The organism is Pseudomonas sp. R4-35-07 (assembly GCF_003852235.1).
Classification (GTDB): domain Bacteria; phylum Pseudomonadota; class Gammaproteobacteria; order Pseudomonadales; family Pseudomonadaceae; genus Aquipseudomonas.
Genome location: NZ_CP027732.1, coordinates 927,102 through 947,025 on the forward strand (window position 1 = coordinate 927,102; position 19,924 = coordinate 947,025).

At 58.7% G+C, this 19,924-nt stretch carries 13 protein-coding genes; 6 read left to right on the forward strand and 7 right to left on the reverse strand.

The features are described from left to right. Positions 1-81 precede the first annotated feature (81 nt). Positions 82-1,623: an alkaline phosphatase gene (locus C4J89_RS04085; RefSeq protein WP_124413826.1), complete on the forward strand. Its 1,542-nt coding sequence runs from the start codon at positions 82-84 to the stop codon at positions 1,621-1,623. Positions 1,624-1,757: 134 nt separating this feature from the next. On the opposite strand, the gene C4J89_RS04090 is transcribed toward C4J89_RS04085, so the two are convergent. Further along, the gene (locus C4J89_RS04090; protein WP_124413827.1) at positions 1,758-4,295 is read right to left on the reverse strand and encodes a sulfite reductase flavoprotein subunit alpha; all 2,538 of its coding nucleotides are present in this window, start codon (positions 4,293-4,295) and stop codon (positions 1,758-1,760) included. Between the two features lie 135 nt (positions 4,296-4,430). Next, a complete protein-coding gene (locus tag C4J89_RS04095) occupies positions 4,431-6,716 on the reverse strand; it encodes a TonB-dependent siderophore receptor (protein ID WP_124413828.1) in 2,286 nt (761 codons plus the stop codon). A gap of 205 nt (positions 6,717-6,921) precedes the next feature. Here C4J89_RS04095 and C4J89_RS04100 point away from each other — a divergent pair, with 205 nt between their 5' ends. Continuing rightward, complete coding sequence (locus C4J89_RS04100; RefSeq protein WP_124413829.1) at positions 6,922-7,602, forward strand: Fe2+-dependent dioxygenase; 681 nt, start codon at positions 6,922-6,924, stop codon at positions 7,600-7,602. Between the two features lies 1 nt (position 7,603). Beyond that, positions 7,604-8,353, forward strand: a complete 750-nt coding sequence (locus C4J89_RS04105) for a tetratricopeptide repeat protein (RefSeq protein ID WP_124413830.1) — start codon at positions 7,604-7,606, stop codon at positions 8,351-8,353. Positions 8,354-8,536: 183 nt separating this feature from the next. Here C4J89_RS04105 and C4J89_RS04110 read toward each other — a convergent pair whose 3' ends face one another. The 5 genes from C4J89_RS04110 to C4J89_RS04130 all read right to left on the reverse strand — a co-directional run bounded on the left by C4J89_RS04110 (position 8,537) and on the right by C4J89_RS04130 (position 13,627). Next, positions 8,537-9,700, reverse strand: coding sequence for a type III PLP-dependent enzyme (locus C4J89_RS04110; RefSeq protein ID WP_124361263.1), 1,164 nt, complete (start codon positions 9,698-9,700; stop codon positions 8,537-8,539). Between the two features lie 474 nt (positions 9,701-10,174). Next, positions 10,175-11,332, reverse strand: a complete 1,158-nt coding sequence (locus C4J89_RS04115) for a betaine/proline/choline family ABC transporter ATP-binding protein (protein ID WP_003171711.1) — start codon at positions 11,330-11,332, stop codon at positions 10,175-10,177. Beyond that, positions 11,329-11,982, reverse strand: a complete 654-nt coding sequence (locus tag C4J89_RS04120; protein WP_124413831.1) for an ABC transporter permease — start codon at positions 11,980-11,982, stop codon at positions 11,329-11,331. The genes C4J89_RS04115 and C4J89_RS04120 overlap by 4 nt, the downstream gene beginning before the upstream one ends. 11 nt (positions 11,983-11,993) lie before the next feature. Next, the gene (locus tag C4J89_RS04125) at positions 11,994-12,890 is read right to left on the reverse strand and encodes a glycine betaine ABC transporter substrate-binding protein (RefSeq protein ID WP_124365806.1); all 897 of its coding nucleotides are present in this window, start codon (positions 12,888-12,890) and stop codon (positions 11,994-11,996) included. Between the two features lie 20 nt (positions 12,891-12,910). Then, positions 12,911-13,627, reverse strand: coding sequence for an ABC transporter permease (locus C4J89_RS04130; RefSeq protein ID WP_124365807.1), 717 nt, complete (start codon positions 13,625-13,627; stop codon positions 12,911-12,913). 332 nt (positions 13,628-13,959) lie between these two features. Here C4J89_RS04130 and C4J89_RS04135 point away from each other — a divergent pair, with 332 nt between their 5' ends. The 3 genes from C4J89_RS04135 to C4J89_RS04145 all read left to right on the forward strand — a co-directional run bounded on the left by C4J89_RS04135 (position 13,960) and on the right by C4J89_RS04145 (position 19,913). Then, entirely contained in the window at positions 13,960-15,543 is a 1,584-nt protein-coding gene (locus C4J89_RS04135) for a peptide chain release factor 3 (RefSeq protein WP_124413832.1), read from the forward strand. 692 nt (positions 15,544-16,235) lie between these two features. After that, positions 16,236-18,689, forward strand: coding sequence for a leucine--tRNA ligase (gene leuS / locus C4J89_RS04140; protein ID WP_124413833.1), 2,454 nt, complete (start codon positions 16,236-16,238; stop codon positions 18,687-18,689). Positions 18,690-18,788: 99 nt separating this feature from the next. Continuing rightward, positions 18,789-19,913: a hypothetical protein gene (locus tag C4J89_RS04145; protein WP_124413834.1), complete on the forward strand. Its 1,125-nt coding sequence runs from the start codon at positions 18,789-18,791 to the stop codon at positions 19,911-19,913. Positions 19,914-19,924 lie beyond the last annotated feature (11 nt).

Below are 19,924 nucleotides of genomic sequence, written 5' to 3' on the forward strand. Positions count from 1 at the left end.
CAGTGTCTGTAAGGGCGGTGTCATATCTGCTTCATCCCATCATGCTTAAGTTGTCCTTTTGATACTCAAGAGGGCACCTGCATGAGCCACTTCGATCTCGGCCGTCGCCGCGTGATGCAAGCTGTAGGCGCCGGCCTGTTGTTGCCGGGACTGGCGCCGGCGGTGATTGCGTCGGTAAAGGACCGTCCGCTGCTCACCGATGGCGTGCAGTCCGGTGACCTGCTGGGCGACCGCGCGATGATCTGGAGCCGCAGCGACCGCCCGGCGCGGATGGTGGTGGAGTGGGACACCCGCAGTGTGTTCAGCAACCCACGCCGGTTCGTCTCGCCCCTGGCCGATAACCGCAGCGATTTTACGGCCCGCGTTGAACTCACCGGGCTGCCCGCCGACCAGGCGATTTTCTACCGCGTGCATTTCGAAGACGCCCAGACCGGCATCGCCAGCGAGCCGTGGTTCGGCCACTTGCGCAGCGTGCCGCAACAGCGTCGCGACATCCGCTTTGTGTGGAGCGGCGACACCGTCGGCCAGGGCTTCGGTATCAACCCGGACATTGGCGGCATGCGCATCTACGAAGCCATGCGCCTGCGCCTGCCGGACTTCTTTATCCACAGCGGCGACACCATCTACGCCGACGGCCCGGTGCCGGCGCAACTGGCCACTGAGGGCGGGCGCATCTGGCGCAATATCACCACCGAAGCCAAGAGTAAGGTCGCCGAAACCCTCGAGGAATATCGCGGCAATTACCGCTACAACTTGATGGATGAAAACGTGCGGCGCTTCAATGCCGAGGTGCCGCAGATCTGGCAGTGGGACGACCACGAAGTGATCAACAACTGGTCATCAAGCAAGCAGTTGGACGAGCGCTACCAGACCCGCGACATCAATACCCTGGTCGGCCGCGCGCGCCAGGCCTGGCTTGAATATTCACCGATGCGCCGGCAAAGCGCCGACGCTGGCGGGCGGATTTACCGCAAGCTCAGTTATGGTCCGCTGCTGGATGTGTTCGTGCTGGACATGCGCAGCTATCGCGGCCCCAACGACGACAACCTGGGCGGCGCAAAACCCTTCCTCGGTCGCGAACAGCTGGACTGGCTCAAGCGCGAACTCAAGGCCTCCCAGGCGCAGTGGAAAGTGGTCGCGGCCGACATGCCCATCGGTCTGGGTGTGCCGGACGGTGAAGTCAGCCCTGGCGTGCCGCGCTGGGAAGCGATCGCCAATGGTGATCCCGGCCCGGCCCAAGGGCGTGAGTTGGAAATTGCCGAGCTGCTGGGCTTCCTGCGCGCACACCAGGTGCGCAACCACGTGTGGCTGACCGCTGATGTGCACTATTGCGCGGCGCATCACTACCACCCGGATCGGGCGGCGTTCCAGGATTTCGAACCGTTCTGGGAGTTTGTTGCAGGGCCGCTGAATGCAGGCAGTTTCGGGCCGAATCCGTTGGACAAGACCTTTGGGCCAGAGGTGGTGTTCGAAAAGGCACCGCCTGCGCAAAACACCTCGCCGTTTGCCGGGTTTCAGTTTTTTGGCGAGGTGCAGATTGATGGGCAGACGGCGGAGTTGACGGTGATCCTTCGGGACTTGGACGGAGTCTCGGTGTTCGAACAAAAACTGCAACCCGTCTGATTTGGAACGCGGTAAAAACTGTGGGAGGGGGCTTGCTCCCGATAGCGGTGGATCAGCCAGCCTATTTTTAGCTGGTCCACCGCCATCGGGAGCAAGCCCCCTCCCACATTTTGATCTTCAGTGTCTGTGAGGGGTCAGTACACATCCCGGCGATAGCGGCCTTGCTCGATCAAACGCTCTACCGTTTCACTGCCGAGGATATCCACCAGCGCCTGATCCACCCCCGTCGCCATCCCCTGCAAGCTGCCGCACACATAAATCGCTGCGCCCTCGGCCAGCCATTTGCGCAACACGTCCGCCGATTCACGCAGGCGATCCTGCACGTAGATTTTCTCCTCCTGGTCCCGCGAGAACGCCAGGTCCAGCAGGGCCAGATCACCACTGGCCAGCCAGCCTTGCAGTTCTGCCTGGCACAGGTAGTCGTGGGCGATATGGCGTTCGCCGAACAGCAGCCAGTTACGCTGCTGACCGTCGGCGATGCGCGCCTTGAGCAAGCTGCGCAAGCCGGCCAGGCCCGTGCCGTTGCCCAGCAGGATCAGCGGCACCGCTGCTTCGGGCAGATGGAAACCGCTGTTGCGGCGCAAGCGCAGGCTGATGCCCGCGCCGATGGCTGCGTGTTCAGTCAGCCAGCCGGAACCCAGGCCCAGGCTGCCATCCGGGTGGCGTTCCTGGCGCACGATCAGCTCCAGCACACCGTCGCTGGCAATCGAGGCGATCGAATATTCACGCAGGCCCAGCGGTATCAGCGCATCGACCAGTGCCTGGGCATGCAGGCCGACCAGATGGGTGCGGTTGTCCGGCAACTGGCGCGTGGCCAGGGCCTGGTTGAGCGTTTGCGCCAGGCCCTCAATCAGCACGCCATCGCTGCCGGCCAGGCCCAGCCCTTCCAGAAAGTGCTCGACCGCTCGCGGGCTATTGCGTGGCAGGATTTCCACCAGGTCACCGGCCTGCCAACTGAGAGGAGAGGGCGGTGTGAGGCCGAGCAGGTAGACGGGCGCGCCGACGCTGCCAGGGTTGAGCAGGGTGCGTTGGCGCAGGGTCCAGTGTTCGAACTGGGCGGTCTGCCAAGCCGCTGCCGGCGTGTGGCCGGTGAGCTGGCCGAGCTGCTGTTGCCAGGTCAGCAAGGCCTCGGTATCGCCGCTGTCGACTTCCACCGGCGCAAACAGCGGGTTGCCGCCCTGGTGGGTCAGCCAGAAATGCAGGCGTCGGGCAAAGCCGCAGAAGTGTTCATATTGCCTGTCACCCAGGGCCAATACCGAGTAGTTCAAACCCTTGAGGGACACGTCCTGGCCGAGCACGCTGCGTTCGAAGCCACGGGCGCTGTCGGGGGCTTCGCCGTCGCCGAACGTACTGACCACGAACAAGGCATTTTCCGACTGGCTCAGGTCGTGCTGGCTAAGCGTGCCCAAGGGCTGCACCTTCACCGGCAGACCTGCTGCCTGCAATTGCCCGGCCGTCTGCCAGGCCAATTGTTCGGCGAAACCGCTCTGGCTGGCGAAGCCGATCAACCAGGCCGGGGCATCGCTGGAGTGGGCGTCAAGACCCTTGCGTGCGTCCCTTACCTGGCGTTTTTTGCGGCGCCGGTCGAGGTACAGCAACCAGCCGGTAATGAAGAACAGCGGCATGCATAACGCGCTCAGGGTGAGCACGATCCGCCCTGCCAGCCCCCAATAGCTGCCGGTGTGCAGGGCATAGACGCTGGTCAACAACTGCGACTTATAGCTTTTGCTGGCGTAGCGCTCATGGGATTTGACCTCGCCGGTGGCCGGGTCCAGGTTGATCTGGTTCAGTGCTCGGTCATGGGGTGAGTCTTCCAGCAGGTAATACACGGTGGCCGGTTGCCCGGCGACGGCCGGCAGCCGGATGTTGTAGGCGCTCAAGCCAGGCCCGGCGTTGCTGTAGATGCTGCTCCAGATGGCCTCATAGTTGGTCACGTAGCTGGCCACGGGCGCAGGGCCTGCGGGCGGCGGGCCGCGCTTGAGCGTGCGCTCGTTCTGCGGCGCGTCGGACAGCAGTTGGGTCACGCCACGGTTGTACCAGTCGTACGACCAATACAGCCCGGTCAGTGCCGCCAGCAGATAAAACAGCAGGCACCAGGTGCCGAACACCGAGTGCAGGTCCCAATTGAAGCTGCGGCCTTTTTTACGCCAGTCCAGGGTCAACCACACGCGCCAGTTCTTCACCTGGCGCGGCCAGCGCAGGTACAGGCCGGAGAGGCAGAAGAACAGCAGGATCAGGGTGCAGGCGCCAGTGATCGTGCGCCCGGTGTCGCCCATCGCCAGGAAGCGGTGCAACTGCAGGATGAAGCCGAATACATCCTGGCCGACGGCGTCGCCCAGGTAGTCGCCGGTATACGGGTCGAAGTAGCGTAGCGGGCCCCGGCGCTCGCCCGGCGGCGGGGTGAAGGACACGCGCCCGGCATTGCCGCTGTCGCGTTCCACCCAGAGCATCGCCACGGTGTTGCCTTCGGTGGCTTCCAGTTTGCGCACCAGTTCGGCGGGCGGCAGCACCCCGGCTTCGCGCTTTTCAACATGCAAGACGTGCGGGTTCAGCGCCCGCAGTATTTCATCCTGGAAGGAGTACGCAGCCCCGGTGATCCCCATCAAGGCCAGCACCAGCCCGGCAGTGATGCCGAAGAACCAGTGCAACTGGAACAGGGTTTTCTTCAACACGTCGGACCGCCTCGCTCAACTGGTTATGAATGTCACGGCGCGCATTATGCCGTGGCTTATCGAGAAATATTCTGTTTAGCATGCAAAAGCCCCACGCATCCGATGCGTGGGGCTCAAGTCGTGGCGCGCTTGCGCTTAGAAGTGGAAGCTGGTGGTCAGCAACGCCGTACGACCGGCCGCCTGGTTGGCGAAGTGCGAGGCGTAAGCCTTGTCGTAGTAGGTTTTGTCGGTAAGGTTCTGCACGTTCAATTGCAGGTCGACGTTTTTAGTCAGCTTGTAGCTGGCCATGGCGTCGTAGCGGGTGTAAGACGGCACGTACACCGTGTTGCCCGCATCGCCGTAAACCTCGTCGACGTAGAAGGCGCCGCCGCCGACGGTCAGCTTTGGCGTGATGTCGTAGGTGGTCCACAGACTGAACGAGTTCTTCGGCGTGTTGGGCATCTGGTTGCCAGCGTTGGAACCGGCGCTCACCACGCCGTTACGCCCGTTGAGGCCGGACTTGACCAGTTCGCTGTCCAGGTAGGTGTACCCGGCGAACACTTGCCAGTGCTCGGTCAGCTTGCCGCTGGCGGACAACTCGACGCCGTCGACCCGTGATTCGCCGGCGTTCTCGTAGGTGAGGGCATCGACCAGGACGCGGGTGTTTTTCTTCTCGGTACGGAACACGGCGGCTGTCAGCGACAGGCGGTCGTGGAACAAATCCCACTTGGTGCCCAGCTCGTAGTTGACCGTCTCTTCCGGCTGCAGGTCGCTGATGGCGGCACCGGCTGACAGCGGGTTGCCATCGGCGCCTTCACCCACCAGGCCACCGGCCGGGGTGGCCGACGTCGCGTAGGAAGCGTAGATACTGCCATTGTCCAGCGGCTTCCACACCAGGCCCGCCTGCCAGTTGAAGAACTGGCTGTCATCCTTGATTTTGCTGCGCCCGGTGGTGGCGTTGGTGTTGGCTTCGGTATCGAACGTATCGTAGCGCAGGCCCACGTTGAGCAGCCATTTCGGATCCAGCTCGATGGTGTCGAACACGTAGGCCGCGCGGCTGGTGGCCTTGGTGTTGGTGCCGTTGTAGTTGCGCGCGACGCTGCCGTTCCAGGCATCGTCCGGGTTCGGGTTGCTCAGCGAGGTGCACTGGCCACCCAGGCTGCCTTTGGCCACGGTGCACACCGGGTTGGCGTTGGGGCTGACGGTATAGCCGCTGACACGGGTTTCTTCACCGGTGAATTCCAGGCCGGTGGAGTAGGTGTTCTTGAAGCCCAGCGCCTGGAAGCTGCCGAACAGGTCGGTCTGGTTGGTGGTCGTGGTGGTGGTCGAGACGCGGCTGTTGGCACGACGCCACACAGTGCCGAACTTGTTGACGTTGAGCTTGCTGTCATCCGGCTGGGTGAGCACATAGTCTTGGCCGGTGCTGCCGTGGCGCAGGGTGTTCTTCAGCGTCATGTTGTCGTTCAGGTCATGCTCGATGGAGAACGTGCTGATGTCGGCGCGGGTCTTGCGGAAGTCACGGCTCTTCAAGCCATAGAAATTGTTGCTGTCGCCACCGTCGTCGGGTTTGTCATGCCCGTGGGCTGTGGCGGTCGACGAACCGTAGCCATACGGCATTCCCGAATCCGGCAGGTCGTCGCTTTCCATGTGGTAGTAGCTGAGGTTGACGCGGGTCGGTGTGCCCAGGCCAAAGGTCAGCGACGGCGCCACACCCCAGCGGTCGTAATTGATCGCGTCGCGACCGGCCACGTTTTGTTCGTGGCTCATCAGGTTCAGGCGAAATGCCGCGCTGTCGTCGAGGAACTGGCGGTTCACGTCGAGCACGTAGCGGCGGGTCTGGTCGGAACCGTAGGTGAAGCCGCCGTTGGTGAAGTCCCGCGCTTGTGGGGTTTTGCTCACCAGGTTGAGGCTGCCCCCGGCTGAGCCGCGACCGCCGAAGGACGAGTTCGGGCCCTTGCTGACTTCGATCGATTCAATGTCGAAGATCTCCCGGCTCTGGCCGCCGGTATCGCGCACGCCGTCCAGGTAGGTGTCGCCTTGGGCGTCGAAACCACGGATGAACGGACGGTCGCCCTGGGGGTTGCCGCCTTCACCGGCGCCGAAGGTAATCCCCGGTACGGTGCGCAGGGCATCCTGCAGCGAGGTGGCGGCGGTGTCTTTGAGCACTTGCTGCGGGACCACGGTGACCGAGCGCGGTGTGTCTACCAGCGGTGCGGTGTATTTCTGCGAAGCGGCTTTTTCTACCTGATAGGAGGGGGTGACCTGCTCCTGACCGGTAATGTTGGTGGCGCCGAGGGAGATAGGGTTGCGCTCGCCTTGTTGTTCGGTGTTCTCAGCCGCCTGCGCCAAGTGGGCGGCTGAGCTGGCGCTGAGGGCTACGCCGATGGCCGAAGCCAGCATGCGTGGTGAACTGGCGGTGGTTGTTGGTGTGGTGCGCGACATGACGTGTCCTTTCCCCAAGGATGTGAGGTCGCGGAATATAGGGCTAACAAGACTTTCTATCAATTGCGATACATTGCTATTCGCATCGAATTTACATTCTTTACACTTTTTGCTTACGGTTTTTACGGACTCGTTCGTCTCGACGTTTTACACAGAGGATAAGAATCAATACCATTGGCACCCCTCTGATCGCAGGTATTGCCCCATGTTGCTGCATATTCCCGGCCTGTTCTCACGCGAGGAAGTGCAGCGCATTCGCCAAGCCCTGGAAGCGGCCGAATGGGCCGACGGCAAAGTCACCGCCGGCCATCAGTCCGCCAAGGCCAAGCACAACCTGCAATTGCCCGAAGGCCACCCGTTGGCCAAGGAAATCGGCGCGGCGATGCTGGAGCGCTTGTGGAGCAACCCGTTGTTTATGTCAGCGGCGTTACCGCACAAGGTGTTTCCGCCGTTGCTCAACTGTTACACCGCCGGTGGCAGTTTCGACTTCCATATCGACAACGCCGTGCGTCAACCCAAAGGCAGCCACGAGCGCGTGCGCACCGATCTGTCGTCCACGCTGTTCTTCAGCGACCCCGACGAATACGACGGCGGCGAGCTGGAAATCCAGGACACCTTCGGCCTGCAGCGCGTCAAGCTCCCCGCCGGCGATATGGTGCTGTACCCCGGCTCCAGCCCGCACAAGGTCAACGCGGTGACACGCGGCGCGCGCTACGCCTCGTTTTTCTGGACCCAGAGCCTGGTGCGCGAAGACAGCCAGCGCACCCTGCTGTTCGAAATGGACGGCGCCATCCAGCAACTGAGCCGCGACGTGCCTGATCATCCGGCGCTGATCCAGCTCACCGGCACCTATCACAACCTGCTGCGTCGCTGGGTCGAGGTCTGAGATGGGATTCCTGTTGCGTCGCCAGGAAGTGCTCAGCGTCGAGCAGCTGCAATCGATGCTCGATGATTCACCGATACGCGCGGCCCAGGCGATCCTGATCGCGGCCAGGGAAGGCGTGGTCGATGCCCAGGCCTTGCTCGGGCAGATCCTGCTGCAAGGACGCGGCATCGCACGGGATGAAGCACTGGCGTTGCGCTGGTTCCGGATTGCCGCCCAGGGCGGGCATTTGATGGCGCGCAATATGATTGGGCGGTGTCTGGAGCATGGTTGGGGTTGCACGGTGGATGAGGCGGCGGCTGCGCGTGAATACCGGCTGGCAGCAGAGGCCGGGCTGGATTGGGGGCAGTACAACTATGCCAACCTATTGGCGACCGGCCGTGGCGTTGTGCAAGATCAGGCCCAAGCGCTGATGCTTTATAGCCAGGCGGCAGAGCAGGGCCATGCCAAGTCGATGAACCTGGTGGGGCGCTATCTGGAAGACGGGCAGTATTGCCCGAGGGATTTTGAAGCGGCCGTTGAGTGGTACCGGCGTTCAGCCGAAGCCGGGGATTTTCGTGGGCAGTTCAGTTATGCGGCGGTGTTGGCAGATGGTGGCCAAATCGAAGCGGCGCTGGAGTGGTTGCACAAGGCGCTGGCAGGCGGGAATCTCAAGTTCTTACGGATAGCACACCAGACGCTGGCAGCGGCCAACCATCCAAAGATTCGCGCGATGGCTGAAGCCTTTCGACAACGCGCTGCCAATTTCTCTTAGCTCATCTGAGCCAGACCGGGGCATAAAAAGCGGGTGCTGAAGGATCATCGGTATGCGTCGCGGTCAGGTTTTCTGGCGACGGCAGCGCTGCGTGAGCTATCTGCCTCACGCAATGCGCGAAATTGCACCTGACAGCCATAAAAAAGCCCATGAAACGTCATGGGCTTTTTAGTTGGCGCTTTCTTACACGTAAAACGACTTCAACGGCGGAAACCCATTGAACTCAACTGCGCTGTAGCTGGTGGTATAGGCACCGGTCGACAGCCAGTACATGCGGTCACCAATGGCCAGGTTCAGCGGCAGGCCGTACTTGTAGTTTTCGTACATGATGTCGGCGCTGTCGCAGGTCGGGCCGGCGATGACCACTTCTTCCATCTCGCCTTTCTTCTCGGTCCAGATCGGGAACTTGATGGCTTCGTCCATGGTTTCGATCAGGCCGGAGAATTTGCCCACGTCCGTGTACACCCAACGCTCGACGGCGGTTCGCGATTTACGCGCCACCAGCACCACTTCACTGACCAGGATGCCGGCGTTGGCGATCAACGAGCGGCCGGGCTCGAGGATGATTTCCGGCAGCTCATCACCGAAGTCTTCCTTGAGGAAACGGATGATTTCCTCGGCGTAGGTTTCCAGGCTGTTGGTGCGGGTGATGTAGTTGGCCGGGAAGCCGCCGCCCATGTTGATCAGCTTCAGATGAATGCCGTCTTCTTCCTTCAAGCGTTCGAAGATCACTTTGACCTTGGCGATCGCCGCATCCCATACGCTGATGTCGCGCTGCTGCGAGCCGACGTGGAACGAGATGCCGTAAGGCACCAGGCCCAGGTCGCGGGCGAGGATCAGCAGGTCCATGGCCATGTCGGTCTGGCAGCCGAACTTGCGCGACAACGGCCAGTCAGCCGTGGTGGAGCCTTCGGTGAGGATACGCACATAGACTTTCGAGCCCGGCGCGGCCTTGGCGATGTTGCGCAGGTCGGCTTCGGAGTCGGTGGAGAACAGGCGCACGCCTTTCTCATAGAAGTAGCGGATGTCCTTGGACTTCTTGATGGTGTTGCCGTAGCTGATACGGTCGGCGCTGACGCCGCGGTCCATGACCTTGTCCAGCTCGTAGATCGACGCGATATCGAAGCTCGAACCCTTGTCTTTCAACAGGTCGATGATCTCGACAGCCGGGTTGGCCTTGACCGCGTAATACACCTTGGCGAATTCGAAACCGGCGCGCAGGTCATCGTAGGCCTGGCTGATCATCGCGGTGTCGATCACCACGAACGGGGTTTCTTGCTTGTCGGCGAACGCCTTCATTTTGTCAAACGTGGCGCGCGCGAAATAGTCTTCGACGTTGATCGACATGCTGGGAACTCCTAAGGGCAAACTGTAGTAATCAATGGGTGCAACTGAACGTCCTCCGTATCCCCACTTTGGTTCGCCTACTTCCCAAGGCATGTCGCCGAAAGCAAAAAGGCCATGGGATACGCTTCCCTTGGCCTTGCTGTCTCGTCGTCAGTACTTGAGCCGGATGGATCGTTTCCAGCATGGACGTTCGGCGCGAACTTTAGGGCGTGAGGGGCTTGAGATCAACTAAAAATGTCGCGTTTTTGCACGCGTTCGTCGCGCGACCCCGTGCAGCTACTATGTAACCGACCGGTGTGACGGATTGATGTTCCCCGGATGGGTGAAATCCACGGTATTTCCCTGACACACCAGAGAGCAAAATGTGGGAGGGGGCTTGCTCCCGATGGCGGTGGGTCAGTCACATCATCAGTCACTGAAACACTGCTATCGGGAGTAAGCCCCCTCCCACATTTTTAACTGTGTTGTGCCAAGTCAGGCCAGTGCGGTCTCAGCTGGGGAAACAATGCTGGTCTTGCCCCCACGCGACTTACCGGAACTCAGGTACTCGGCAATCGACTCCTGCGTCACCTCGCCCAGGAACACCCGCTCCGCATCCATCACCGGCAACCACGAACGGTTGAACTCGTACATCCGCGACAGCAGGATGCGCAAGTGCTCGTCATACGCGGCGGTGGCGTTGAATTCGCGCAGGTACTGGCCGCAGGTACCGGTCTGACGGTGCAAGTCGCGACGGCGTACATAGCCCAGCGCCTTATTCTCGGCGCAGGTGACCACCACATAGCGGCGGTCGTGCTCGTCCATCAGCTCCAGTGCATCGGCCACCGGTGTTTCCGGGCTCACCGACGGCGCGTTGTCCGCTGCATCTTCGGCCTTCACCAGCAGCAGGCGCTTGAGGGTGCTGTCCTGGCCGACGAAATTGCTCACGAACTCGTCCGCCGGGTGCGCCAGCAGCGTATCGGGATGGTCGATCTGCAGCAGCTTGCCGGCGCGGAAGATCGCAATCTTGTCCCCCAGCTTGATGGCTTCGTCGATGTCGTGGCTGACCATGATCACGGTCTTGTTCAGCGCGCGTTGCATCTCGAAGAATTCGTTCTGGATCATCTCGCGGTTGATCGGGTCGACCGCGCCGAACGGTTCATCCATCAGCAGCAACGGTGCATCCGCCGCCAGGGCGCGGATAACGCCGATGCGCTGTTGCTGCCCGCCCGACAGTTCACGCGGATAGCGATGCAGATACTGCTTGGGTTCCAGCTTGATCATGCTCATCAGCTCGCGGGCGCGGTCGTGGCATTTCTGTTTGTCCCAGCCGAGCAGCTTGGGCACCACCACGATGTTTTCTTCGATGGTCATGTTCGGGAACAGGCCGATCTGCTGGATCACGTAGCCGATATTGCGACGCAGGGTCACTTCATCAAGGTCGGTGGTGTCTTCGCCATTGATCAGGATCTTGCCCGACGTGGGCTTGATCAGGCGGTTGATCATTTTCAGCGTGGTGCTCTTGCCACAGCCCGAAGGGCCGAGGAACACACAAATTTCGCCTTCGTTGACGGTCAGGCTGACATCGTTGACGGCGGTGACAGTCTTGCCGTTGCTTTGAAAAGTCTTGGACAGGTTTTGAAGTTCGATCATTTGAGCAATCCTTTTGGAGTCAGCGAGCGTTGCAGCCATTGCAAGAGCAGGTCGGCGAAGATGGCCAGGAGACTGACCAGCACGGCGCCGACGATCAGCATCGACATGTCGCTGCGGCTGATGGAAGCCAGAATAAGTACGCCCAGGCCGCCGGCACCGATGGTGGCGGAGATGGTCATCACGCCGATGTTCATCACCACGGCGGTGCGCACACCGGCGAGGATCACCGGCACGGCAATCGGCAGCTCGACCATGCGCAGGCGCTGGGCGAAGGTCATCCCGATGCCCTTGGCGGCTTCGCGAATGCCCGGTTCGACACCGGTGAGCGCCAGGTAGGTGTTACGCATGATCGGCAACAGGGAGTAGAGGAACACGGCGGTGATCGCCGGCATCGGCCCCAGGCCCTGGCCGAACTTGGAGTAGAACGGCAGCAGCAGGCCGAACAGCGCGATGGACGGTACGGTCAGCAGCACCGTGGCGCTGGCCTGCAGCGGGCCGGCCAGGGTCGGGAACCGCGTCATCAGGATGCCCAGGGGCACGCCGATCAAGATCGCGAGGACAACCGCGACGCCGACCAGGGTGATGTGCTGCCAGGTTAGTTGCAGGACTTGGGCCCAATCAAGGTGGGAAAAGGCGTTGAGAAATTCCATGTCTTTTCCTCTTATTGATTGATCGGATGCTGGCGCAGGAAATCTGCGGCAACAGCGGACGGGCTTTCATGGTCGACGTCGACCCGCGCATTCAGCTGGCGCATGGTTGCGTCGTCGAACAGCGCGGCCAGTGGCTTGAGCTCGGCCGCCAGTTGCGGGTGCTGGTCGAGGTATTCCTGGCGGATCACCGGGGCGGCGGTGTAGTCCGGGAAGTAGTGCTTGTCGTCTTCGAGCAGCTTGAGTTTGAAGGCATTCAGGCGACCGTCGGTGGTGTAGACCAGGCCGGCAAACACCTGGCCATTGCGCAACGCGGTGTAGACCAGGCCTGCGTCCATCTGCCGGGTGTTTTTGCGCGTGAGGTTCATGTCGTACAGCTTGACCATGCCGGCCAGGCCGTCGGAGCGGTTGGCGAACTCGGTGTCCAGGGCGACCAGGCGGTGTTCCCGGGTGTCTGCGGCCATGGCGTGGGTGAGGTCACTGATGCTGTTGATCTCGGGATGTTCCTTGGCGACTTTCTCCGGCAACGCCAGGGCGTAGGTGTTGCTGAAGCGCGACGGCGAGAGCCAGACCAGGCCTTTTTTTGCGTCGAGTTCCTTCACGCGAGCGTAGGACTGTGCGCTGTCGAGTTTCTCGTCGATGTGGTTGTACGCCACCAGCGACACGCCGGTGTATTCCCAGATCAGGTCCAGTTGCCCGCTTTCCTGGGCGCTGCGCGCCAGGTTACTGCCCAGGCCACCCGTCACGCGGGCGTCGTAGCCCTTGGTGCGCAGGTACTGGGAGGTGATTTCGGCGAGCAGGGTCTGTTCGGTGAACACCCGTGCGCCGATGCGGATTACCGGTTTTTCAGCGGCTTGCGCAAAACCTGCAAACAGCAGGGCGCAGCTCAATATCAGGGTCAGTTTTTTCATGTGATTTCCTTTGCCAAGCCTTAAGACGGACGCAACCCGCGTTCCAGCCAGAGGCGGCTGGCCATGGTGACCAGGCCGTCGAGCAGCAATGCCAGCAGTGCGGTGCATGCGGCACCGAGCAGCAGTTGCGGCTGGTTGTTCAGGGCGATGCCGGGGAAGATCAGGCTACCCAGGCTGTTGGCGCCGATCAGGAACGCCAGCGGTGCGGTGCCGACGTTGATCGCCAGGGCCACGCGCACGCCACCGATGATGATCGGCACGGCGTTGGGCAACTCCACGCGAAACAGCACCTGGCGTGGCGTCATGCCGATGCCGGTGGCGGCTTCTTTCAGCGAGCCTTGAACGTTTTTGAGGCCTTCGTAAGTGTTGCGCACGATGGGCAGGAGGGAGGCGAGGAACAGCGCGAAAATGGCCGGGCCGCTGCCGATGCCGAGGACGCCGAGGGCGATGGCCAGTACGGCCAGGGGAGGGACGGTGTTGCCGATGTTGAAGATCTGCATGAAGCGTTCTGCACGCCCGACCATGTTCGGTCGGCTGAGCAGGATGCCGGCTGGGAGGCCCACAATCAGGGCGGCCAGCATGGAAACTAAAACCAGAATCAGATGAGCTTGCAGGTAAAACAACAAATCGTCGCGGTACAGTTCGATCGTGTTGATGCCGATCCAGTGGACCAGCAGGGCCAGGAGCGCGACGACAACCGCGCCTCCTATCAGCCCTTTGCCATAGCGAATAGCCACAGGCGGACTCCTTTTTTTCTTTTGTCGGCGAACACATTCTCCGGTGGCAATGCCATGGCTGGCTGCCTCTGAATGAGTTCGCGAAAAGCAGCTCGCCGATACTGGCAACGCAGTATGCGATCGAGCCATGAGCGCAGCCTCGTCAGGCTAACTTGCTGATTTTTCAGCCCCTGTTCCGAGTGCGATAGCAGGGGAGTGGACGTCTCTACCTTTTAAAAGGTTCCACACTTGGGAGCATTTAGCCACCCCCAATGGGCTCAACGGTGGTCTGTAACCCTGGGTTTGCGCTATACTCGCCGCCCTTTTTTGACTCACCTGCCAGGCGATTTCCCATGACCCACCAGGCCGCCGAAGTCGCGAAACGCCGCACTTTCGCTATTATTTCTCACCCCGATGCCGGTAAAACCACCATCACCGAAAAGCTCCTGCTGATGGGCAAGGCAATCGCGGTGGCCGGCACGGTGAAATCCCGCAAATCCGACCGCCATGCGACATCCGACTGGATGGAGATGGAGAAACAACGGGGTATTTCCATTACCACGTCGGTCATGCAGTTCCCGTATCGCGACCACATGGTCAACCTGCTCGACACCCCGGGCCACGAAGACTTCTCCGAAGACACCTACCGCACCCTCACCGCGGTGGACTCGGCGCTGATGGTCCTCGACGGCGGTAAAGGCGTCGAGCCGCGCACCATCGCGTTGATGGATGTGTGCCGTTTGCGCGACACGCCGATTGTCAGCTTCATCAACAAACTCGACCGCGATATCCGTGACCCCATCGAGCTGCTGGATGAAATCGAAGCCGTCCTGAAGATCAAGGCCGCGCCGATCACCTGGCCGATCGGTTGCTACCGCGACTTCAAGGGCGTGTACCACCTGGCCGACGACTACATCATTGTCTACACCGCCGGCCACGGGCACGAACGCACCGATGTGAAAATCATCGAGAAGCTCGACTCCGACGAAGCCCGCGCCCACCTGGGCGACGAGTACGACCGCTTCGTCGACCAGCTCGAACTGGTACAGGGCGCCTGCCATGAGTTCAACCAGCAGGAGTTCCTCGACGGTCAACTGACCCCGGTGTTCTTCGGCACCGCCCTGGGCAACTTCGGCGTCGACCACGTCCTCGACGCCGTCGTGAACTGGGCGCCAAAGCCCCTTGCCCGTGTCGCCAACGAGCGCACCGTGGAACCGGTGGAAGAAAAATTCACCGGCTTCGTGTTCAAGATCCAGGCGAACATGGACCCCAAGCACCGCGACCGCATCGCCTTCATGCGCATCTGCTCCGGCCGCTACGAAAAAGGCATGAAGATGCGCCACGTGCGCACCGGCAAGGACGTGCGTATCGGCGATGCCCTGACGTTCTTCTCGTCCGAGCGTGAACAGCTCGAAGAAGCCTACGCCGGCGATATCATCGGCCTGCACAACCACGGCACCATCCAGATCGGCGACACCTTCACTGAAGGCGAAGCACTGGGCTTCACCGGCATCCCGCACTTCGCCCCGGAACTGTTCCGCCGCGTACGCCTGCGCGACCCGCTCAAATCCAAGCAACTGCGCCAGGGCTTGCAACAGTTGGCCGAAGAAGGCGCGACCCAGGTGTTCTTCCCCGAGCGCAGCAACGACATCATCCTCGGCGCCGTGGGTGTGCTGCAGTTCGACGTGGTCGCCAGCCGCCTGAAAGAGGAATACAAGGTTGAGTGCTCCTACGAGCCGATCACCGTGTACTCCGCGCGCTGGATCGATTGCAGTGACAAGAAGAAGCTGGAGGAATTCTCCAACAAGGCCGTTGAAAACCTCGCGATCGACGGCGGTGGTCACCTGACTTACCTGGCGCCGACCCGGGTCAACCTGGCGCTGATGGAAGAGCGCTGGCCGGAGGTGAAATTCCGGGCGACGCGTGAGCACCATTAAGGGCTGAGTGGTAAAGAGATGGGCGAAGCTGTTATGGCTTCGCCCTTTTTTATTGAGCAAAAATTGAGACTTGGCATCTACAGTAGCCATCATAACCCGCTGTACTTGAGCCATTACCGAGTAATTGTGAGGTGGGTGTTAATTGCAAAAGTTATACTTCATAAATGTTGGAGTACAAGATTTTGTAGTCATATTTAATCATTGGGCTCTCAATCGTGGGACATTTCTTACGGGGTTTTGATGGATTAAATTAAAGTGTGAAGGATTAGGACTACTTAATTTTAGGAGCTCTCTGATTTTTCTTCGGTCGTATTGACTAATTTCCAGTGTTCTTCTAGCTTAATGATCCAATCAAGTCGAACGAAACAGCTAATGCAATCAGCAATAGTCAGGGTCGTAAATGCACAAGTTATCAAGCTGCCGCTGGCTATGGATTTTGAATCTGACTGAAGTGTTGTGGCAATGGAAATGATTGTGAAAATATCAATTTCAAAAGTGTCTAGCAGTTAAAAGACGTATCCCCCCCCTATAGAACGGGAGTGGCGAGATTCATAGTGGATTTGTGAGGTGCGTAAAATCTCTCTATATAACATAGGGATGTTTCTCTGTGCTAGATGGCGATTGCACCTGTTGTTGTTATTTTATGTGTGAGATGAATTCACCAGCCTTTTGGAATAGCGCGAGATTCGATCATGGATAACGATCAGTTTAGAACTAAGTGGCAACAGCGCTGGATGGACGGCAATGTGTTTGTTACTGATAGCGTCAGTAACAAACCTCCATATTATGTGTTGGATATGTTTCCGTACCCCTCGGGCAATGGCTTGCATGTGGGGCACGCTGTTGGTTATGTCGGAACCGATATTGTCGCACGTAAGAAAAGAATGGAAGGTTTCAATGTGTTACACCCCATGGGCTGGGATGCATTCGGTTTACCGGCGGAACAATACGCCATAAAAACCGGTGTTCATCCTGCTGAAATAACCAAGATGAATTGCGAGGGTTTCAAACGACAACTGAAGCTGATGGGCTTGAGTTACGATTGGAATCGGGAAATCGACACATCTAATGCCAAATACTATAAATGGACGCAATTTCTCTTTCTCAAACTGTATGAGCGTGGTTTGGTGTATGAGAAGGAGGAAAACGTCTGGTGGTGCGAGGTGCTTCAAACCGTTCTCGCCAATGAAGAAGTTATCAATGGGCGTTCTGAACGTGGTGATCACCACTGTATTAAGAGACCACTAAAGCAGTGGGTCGTCAAGATCACCGAATATGCTGAGCGGTTGTTAGCTGGCCTGGATCAACTCGATTGGCCCGAGTCGGTCAAAAAAATGCAGCGTGAATGGATCGGGCGCACAGAGGGTATCGATGTCGATCTCCTAATTCAGGAGGACGTGACCAGCCCCTTAACGGTGTTTACCTCAGAAGCCGAAATGCTATACGGCAGCAATGCCGTCTTCCTATGCACCGAACACCCCTATGTAAAAAAACTCTGTCAGGGTCATGACAGCGACCTCTCCTTCAGGATTGCCGCTTTGCAGGATCCGAAAGTGACGGCGGACGGCCTGCCTTTAGATATCCATGCGCGTCATCCACTGACGGGAACATCTCTGCCTATTTATGTCGTCAACTACCTGGCATTCGATGGAAGAGAACAGGCCATATTCTCTATACCCGACACGGACCTCAAAGCGGCTTCATTGTGCCAGCGCTTCGGCTTGACGCATCTGTCCGTGCTCGATGAGACGGATGCACAAGTCGGCCTCAGAAATTCCGCACGCTTTAGCGGTCTCTCTAGAAACGAGGCGCGTGAGCGAATAGAGGCTAACCTCATTGGCGATCATTGCGCTGTTCGTAAAATTCGTTACCGGATGCGCGATTGGCTGTTCTCCCGGCAAAGGTACTGGGGCGAACCCTTTCCGCTGTATCGAGATGATAACGGCAACGTTATTGCTGCCAGCCCTAGCGAACTGCCCATCGAGTTGCCGGTAGTTGAGAACTTCCGTCCCGGTGCCGATGGAGCGAGCCCGCTGCAACGTGCTCAGGAGTGGGTGAACTGCAATGATGCGTCTGGTGATCCACTCTACAGGGTTACGGACACCATGCCCGGGTGGGCAGGGTCGTGCTGGTATTTCTTGCGCTTCATGGACCCACATAACGAAGCCGAGCCTTTCTCTGCGCAGAGTATGGAGTATTGGAAACAGGTCGATCTTTATGTGGGCGGGGCAGCCCATGCGACTATGCACCTGCTCTATGCCAGATTCTGGCACAAGGTATTGTTCGATGTGGGGCTGGTGAGTTTCGATGAGCCCTTCAAGACACTCTATAACCAAGGTTTGGTGACGGCAGATGCGTTCAAGGATGGAACCGGCCGCATTGTTGCCGTGGATGAAGCCGAGTACCGGGCAGGCAAATATTGGTTAAAAAACAGCAACCACGAGTTGCAAGTCTTCAACACCAAAATGTCGAAATCCCTTTTAAATGTGGTAGTACCAGACGACATCATTCGTGAGTACGGTGTCGACACCTTCCGGATTTACATGATGTTCATGGGGCCGCTCGGACAGAACAAGAAGTGGGACATTAAGGGTATCAAAGGCTGTGAGCGCTTCCTCAACAGGGTGCTGAATCTTTTCGCTGAAGGCCTTGAGTCTGGCACTCCGCGTAGCGAATCTACGGCTTCGGAGCAGCATCCGCTGGAGGCGCTGTGGGGGAAAACCCTGGCCAAGGTCGATGCATCCTTTGTGACCTTGAATTTTAATACGGCGATTGCCGCGTTTATGGAATTCATGAATCAGGCCGAGAAACATAAGGGCTATTTTTTCGAACGGATTGGCGCTGATTTCGTGAAGGCCCTGTTCCCCTTTGCTCCGCACATCGGCTCTGAAATCTGGGAACGGTTGGGCTATCACACTATTGACTCTGCACCATGGCCCCAGGCTCGAGTGCGTCCGGTCAAGGCGACGCGGATCTACATCGATGGCAAGTATGTGGATGACCTGATAGAGGGGACCGGCGAGGAATTGGTCGACGTCGATTTGGCTCGGAGCAGAGTCATCAAGGCCCTTGAAGGGCATGCAGTGATCAAGGTGATCTATGTGCCGAACCAGATCGTGAACTTTCTCTGCGCTCATGAGGACTGAGTCTAGCAGGGGTGGTATTCGATCCGAATGACGTACGCGGTATTGGGATTAATCCCGTTACCGAAGACGGTATGCCCATTACATAAAAATAAGAGTCATATGAACGATAAAATTAACCACCAATTCGGCACCATCGTTGCGTTGTTTATGTGTGGCATGATTTCCCTTCATGGTGGAATCACCTTGCTTTACTTAAGCATGACCAGCGTAGCCTCGACCTCCCAAGAAATTCTGATACTTTATTTGTCGGGTTGCCTGGGTATAGTGTTGATTCCTTTGGTGGGAGCAAGTTGTGAGCGGGTGGTATTAGTGGCCTTGGCAGCCAAGGTACTATTAGTGTCCTGTGCATTGTTGACAGGCAGCGTGTGGACCATTCCAGAAGCGCTGTGCTCAGGGCTAATTGCGTCATCGAGCTTCTATTTTGCAATGCGCGAGGTCTCAAAAAGTCAGAACGGCAAATTACTTGTGTCAATGCTGATCCTGATCATTAACATTGAGTCTTTGGTCTGGTATGCCGCGCTCGGCTGGCTCTCTGAGTTGCAATCTCCGATGTGGCTGTCGTTCGCCTATGGAATAGCAACAATTCTGCCATTGCTCTATATCGGTACGTTTGTCAGTACTGCAGTTACCCAGCGCGTCGACATTAAGCATCTGCTAGATCTGAGCAAGTCGCTTAAGCACTATAATTTGAACTGTTACATGCTTGCAGTGTTTGTGGTCAATTGCTTCAACTTGTCGCTCCATCACTGGGCAAAACTTGATGAGCAGCATTGGTGGGGCAGTATTCCTGGCATTACCGGATTCTATATTCTCGGCATTCTGTCCAGCGTCGCATTATTGTCCAGGCTGAAAGTTCGCAATGAGAAGCTATTGATTGTGGCACTGGTTGGTCTTTGCGCTATAGCGTACTGGCTTGGTGGAGGCGCTACCCAAGACTCCCTCCTGCTGATAGCAGCCGTTTTCGGGTTGGGTGTCACAAGTACACTGGTCATGTCATCAATAGTTGCGGATCTCGTGAAAACGCATGACAGCCTCAGCCGCCTATTGGTGGTGGCTGTTCTGGCAGCGATGCAAGTTTGTTTGATCTCGTTGATCCGCATCGCCGAAGTATTCGCCGAAAGCGTTGTCAATGAATGGCAAGTGATTGCAGTAGCAGGTGTTGCATTGATCGTGCTAAAAATTCGTCAGCTTTGCATTGAAGGTTTTTTATTCAAGCCGCAATAGCGCCGTTCGGC

What these genes read in the sequence shown, in the direction of transcription:
- C4J89_RS04085 (WP_124413826.1), top strand. Translation starts at nt 82, where the DNA reads ATGAGCCACTTCGATCTCGGCCGTCGCCGCGTGATGCAAGCTGTAGGC.
- C4J89_RS04095 (WP_124413828.1), bottom strand. Translation starts at nt 6,716, where the DNA reads ATGTCGCGCACCACACCAACAACCACCGCCAGTTCACCACGCATGCTG.
- C4J89_RS04100 (WP_124413829.1), top strand. Translation starts at nt 6,922, where the DNA reads ATGTTGCTGCATATTCCCGGCCTGTTCTCACGCGAGGAAGTGCAGCGC.
- C4J89_RS04105 (WP_124413830.1), top strand. Translation starts at nt 7,604, where the DNA reads ATGGGATTCCTGTTGCGTCGCCAGGAAGTGCTCAGCGTCGAGCAGCTG.
- C4J89_RS04110 (WP_124361263.1), bottom strand. Translation starts at nt 9,700, where the DNA reads ATGTCGATCAACGTCGAAGACTATTTCGCGCGCGCCACGTTTGACAAA.
- C4J89_RS04115 (WP_003171711.1), bottom strand. Translation starts at nt 11,332, where the DNA reads ATGATCGAACTTCAAAACCTGTCCAAGACTTTTCAAAGCAACGGCAAG.
- C4J89_RS04120 (WP_124413831.1), bottom strand. Translation starts at nt 11,982, where the DNA reads ATGGAATTTCTCAACGCCTTTTCCCACCTTGATTGGGCCCAAGTCCTG.
- C4J89_RS04125 (WP_124365806.1), bottom strand. Translation starts at nt 12,890, where the DNA reads ATGAAAAAACTGACCCTGATATTGAGCTGCGCCCTGCTGTTTGCAGGT.
- C4J89_RS04135 (WP_124413832.1), top strand. Translation starts at nt 13,960, where the DNA reads ATGACCCACCAGGCCGCCGAAGTCGCGAAACGCCGCACTTTCGCTATT.
- leuS (WP_124413833.1), top strand. Translation starts at nt 16,236, where the DNA reads ATGGATAACGATCAGTTTAGAACTAAGTGGCAACAGCGCTGGATGGAC.
- C4J89_RS04145 (WP_124413834.1), top strand. Translation starts at nt 18,789, where the DNA reads ATGAACGATAAAATTAACCACCAATTCGGCACCATCGTTGCGTTGTTT.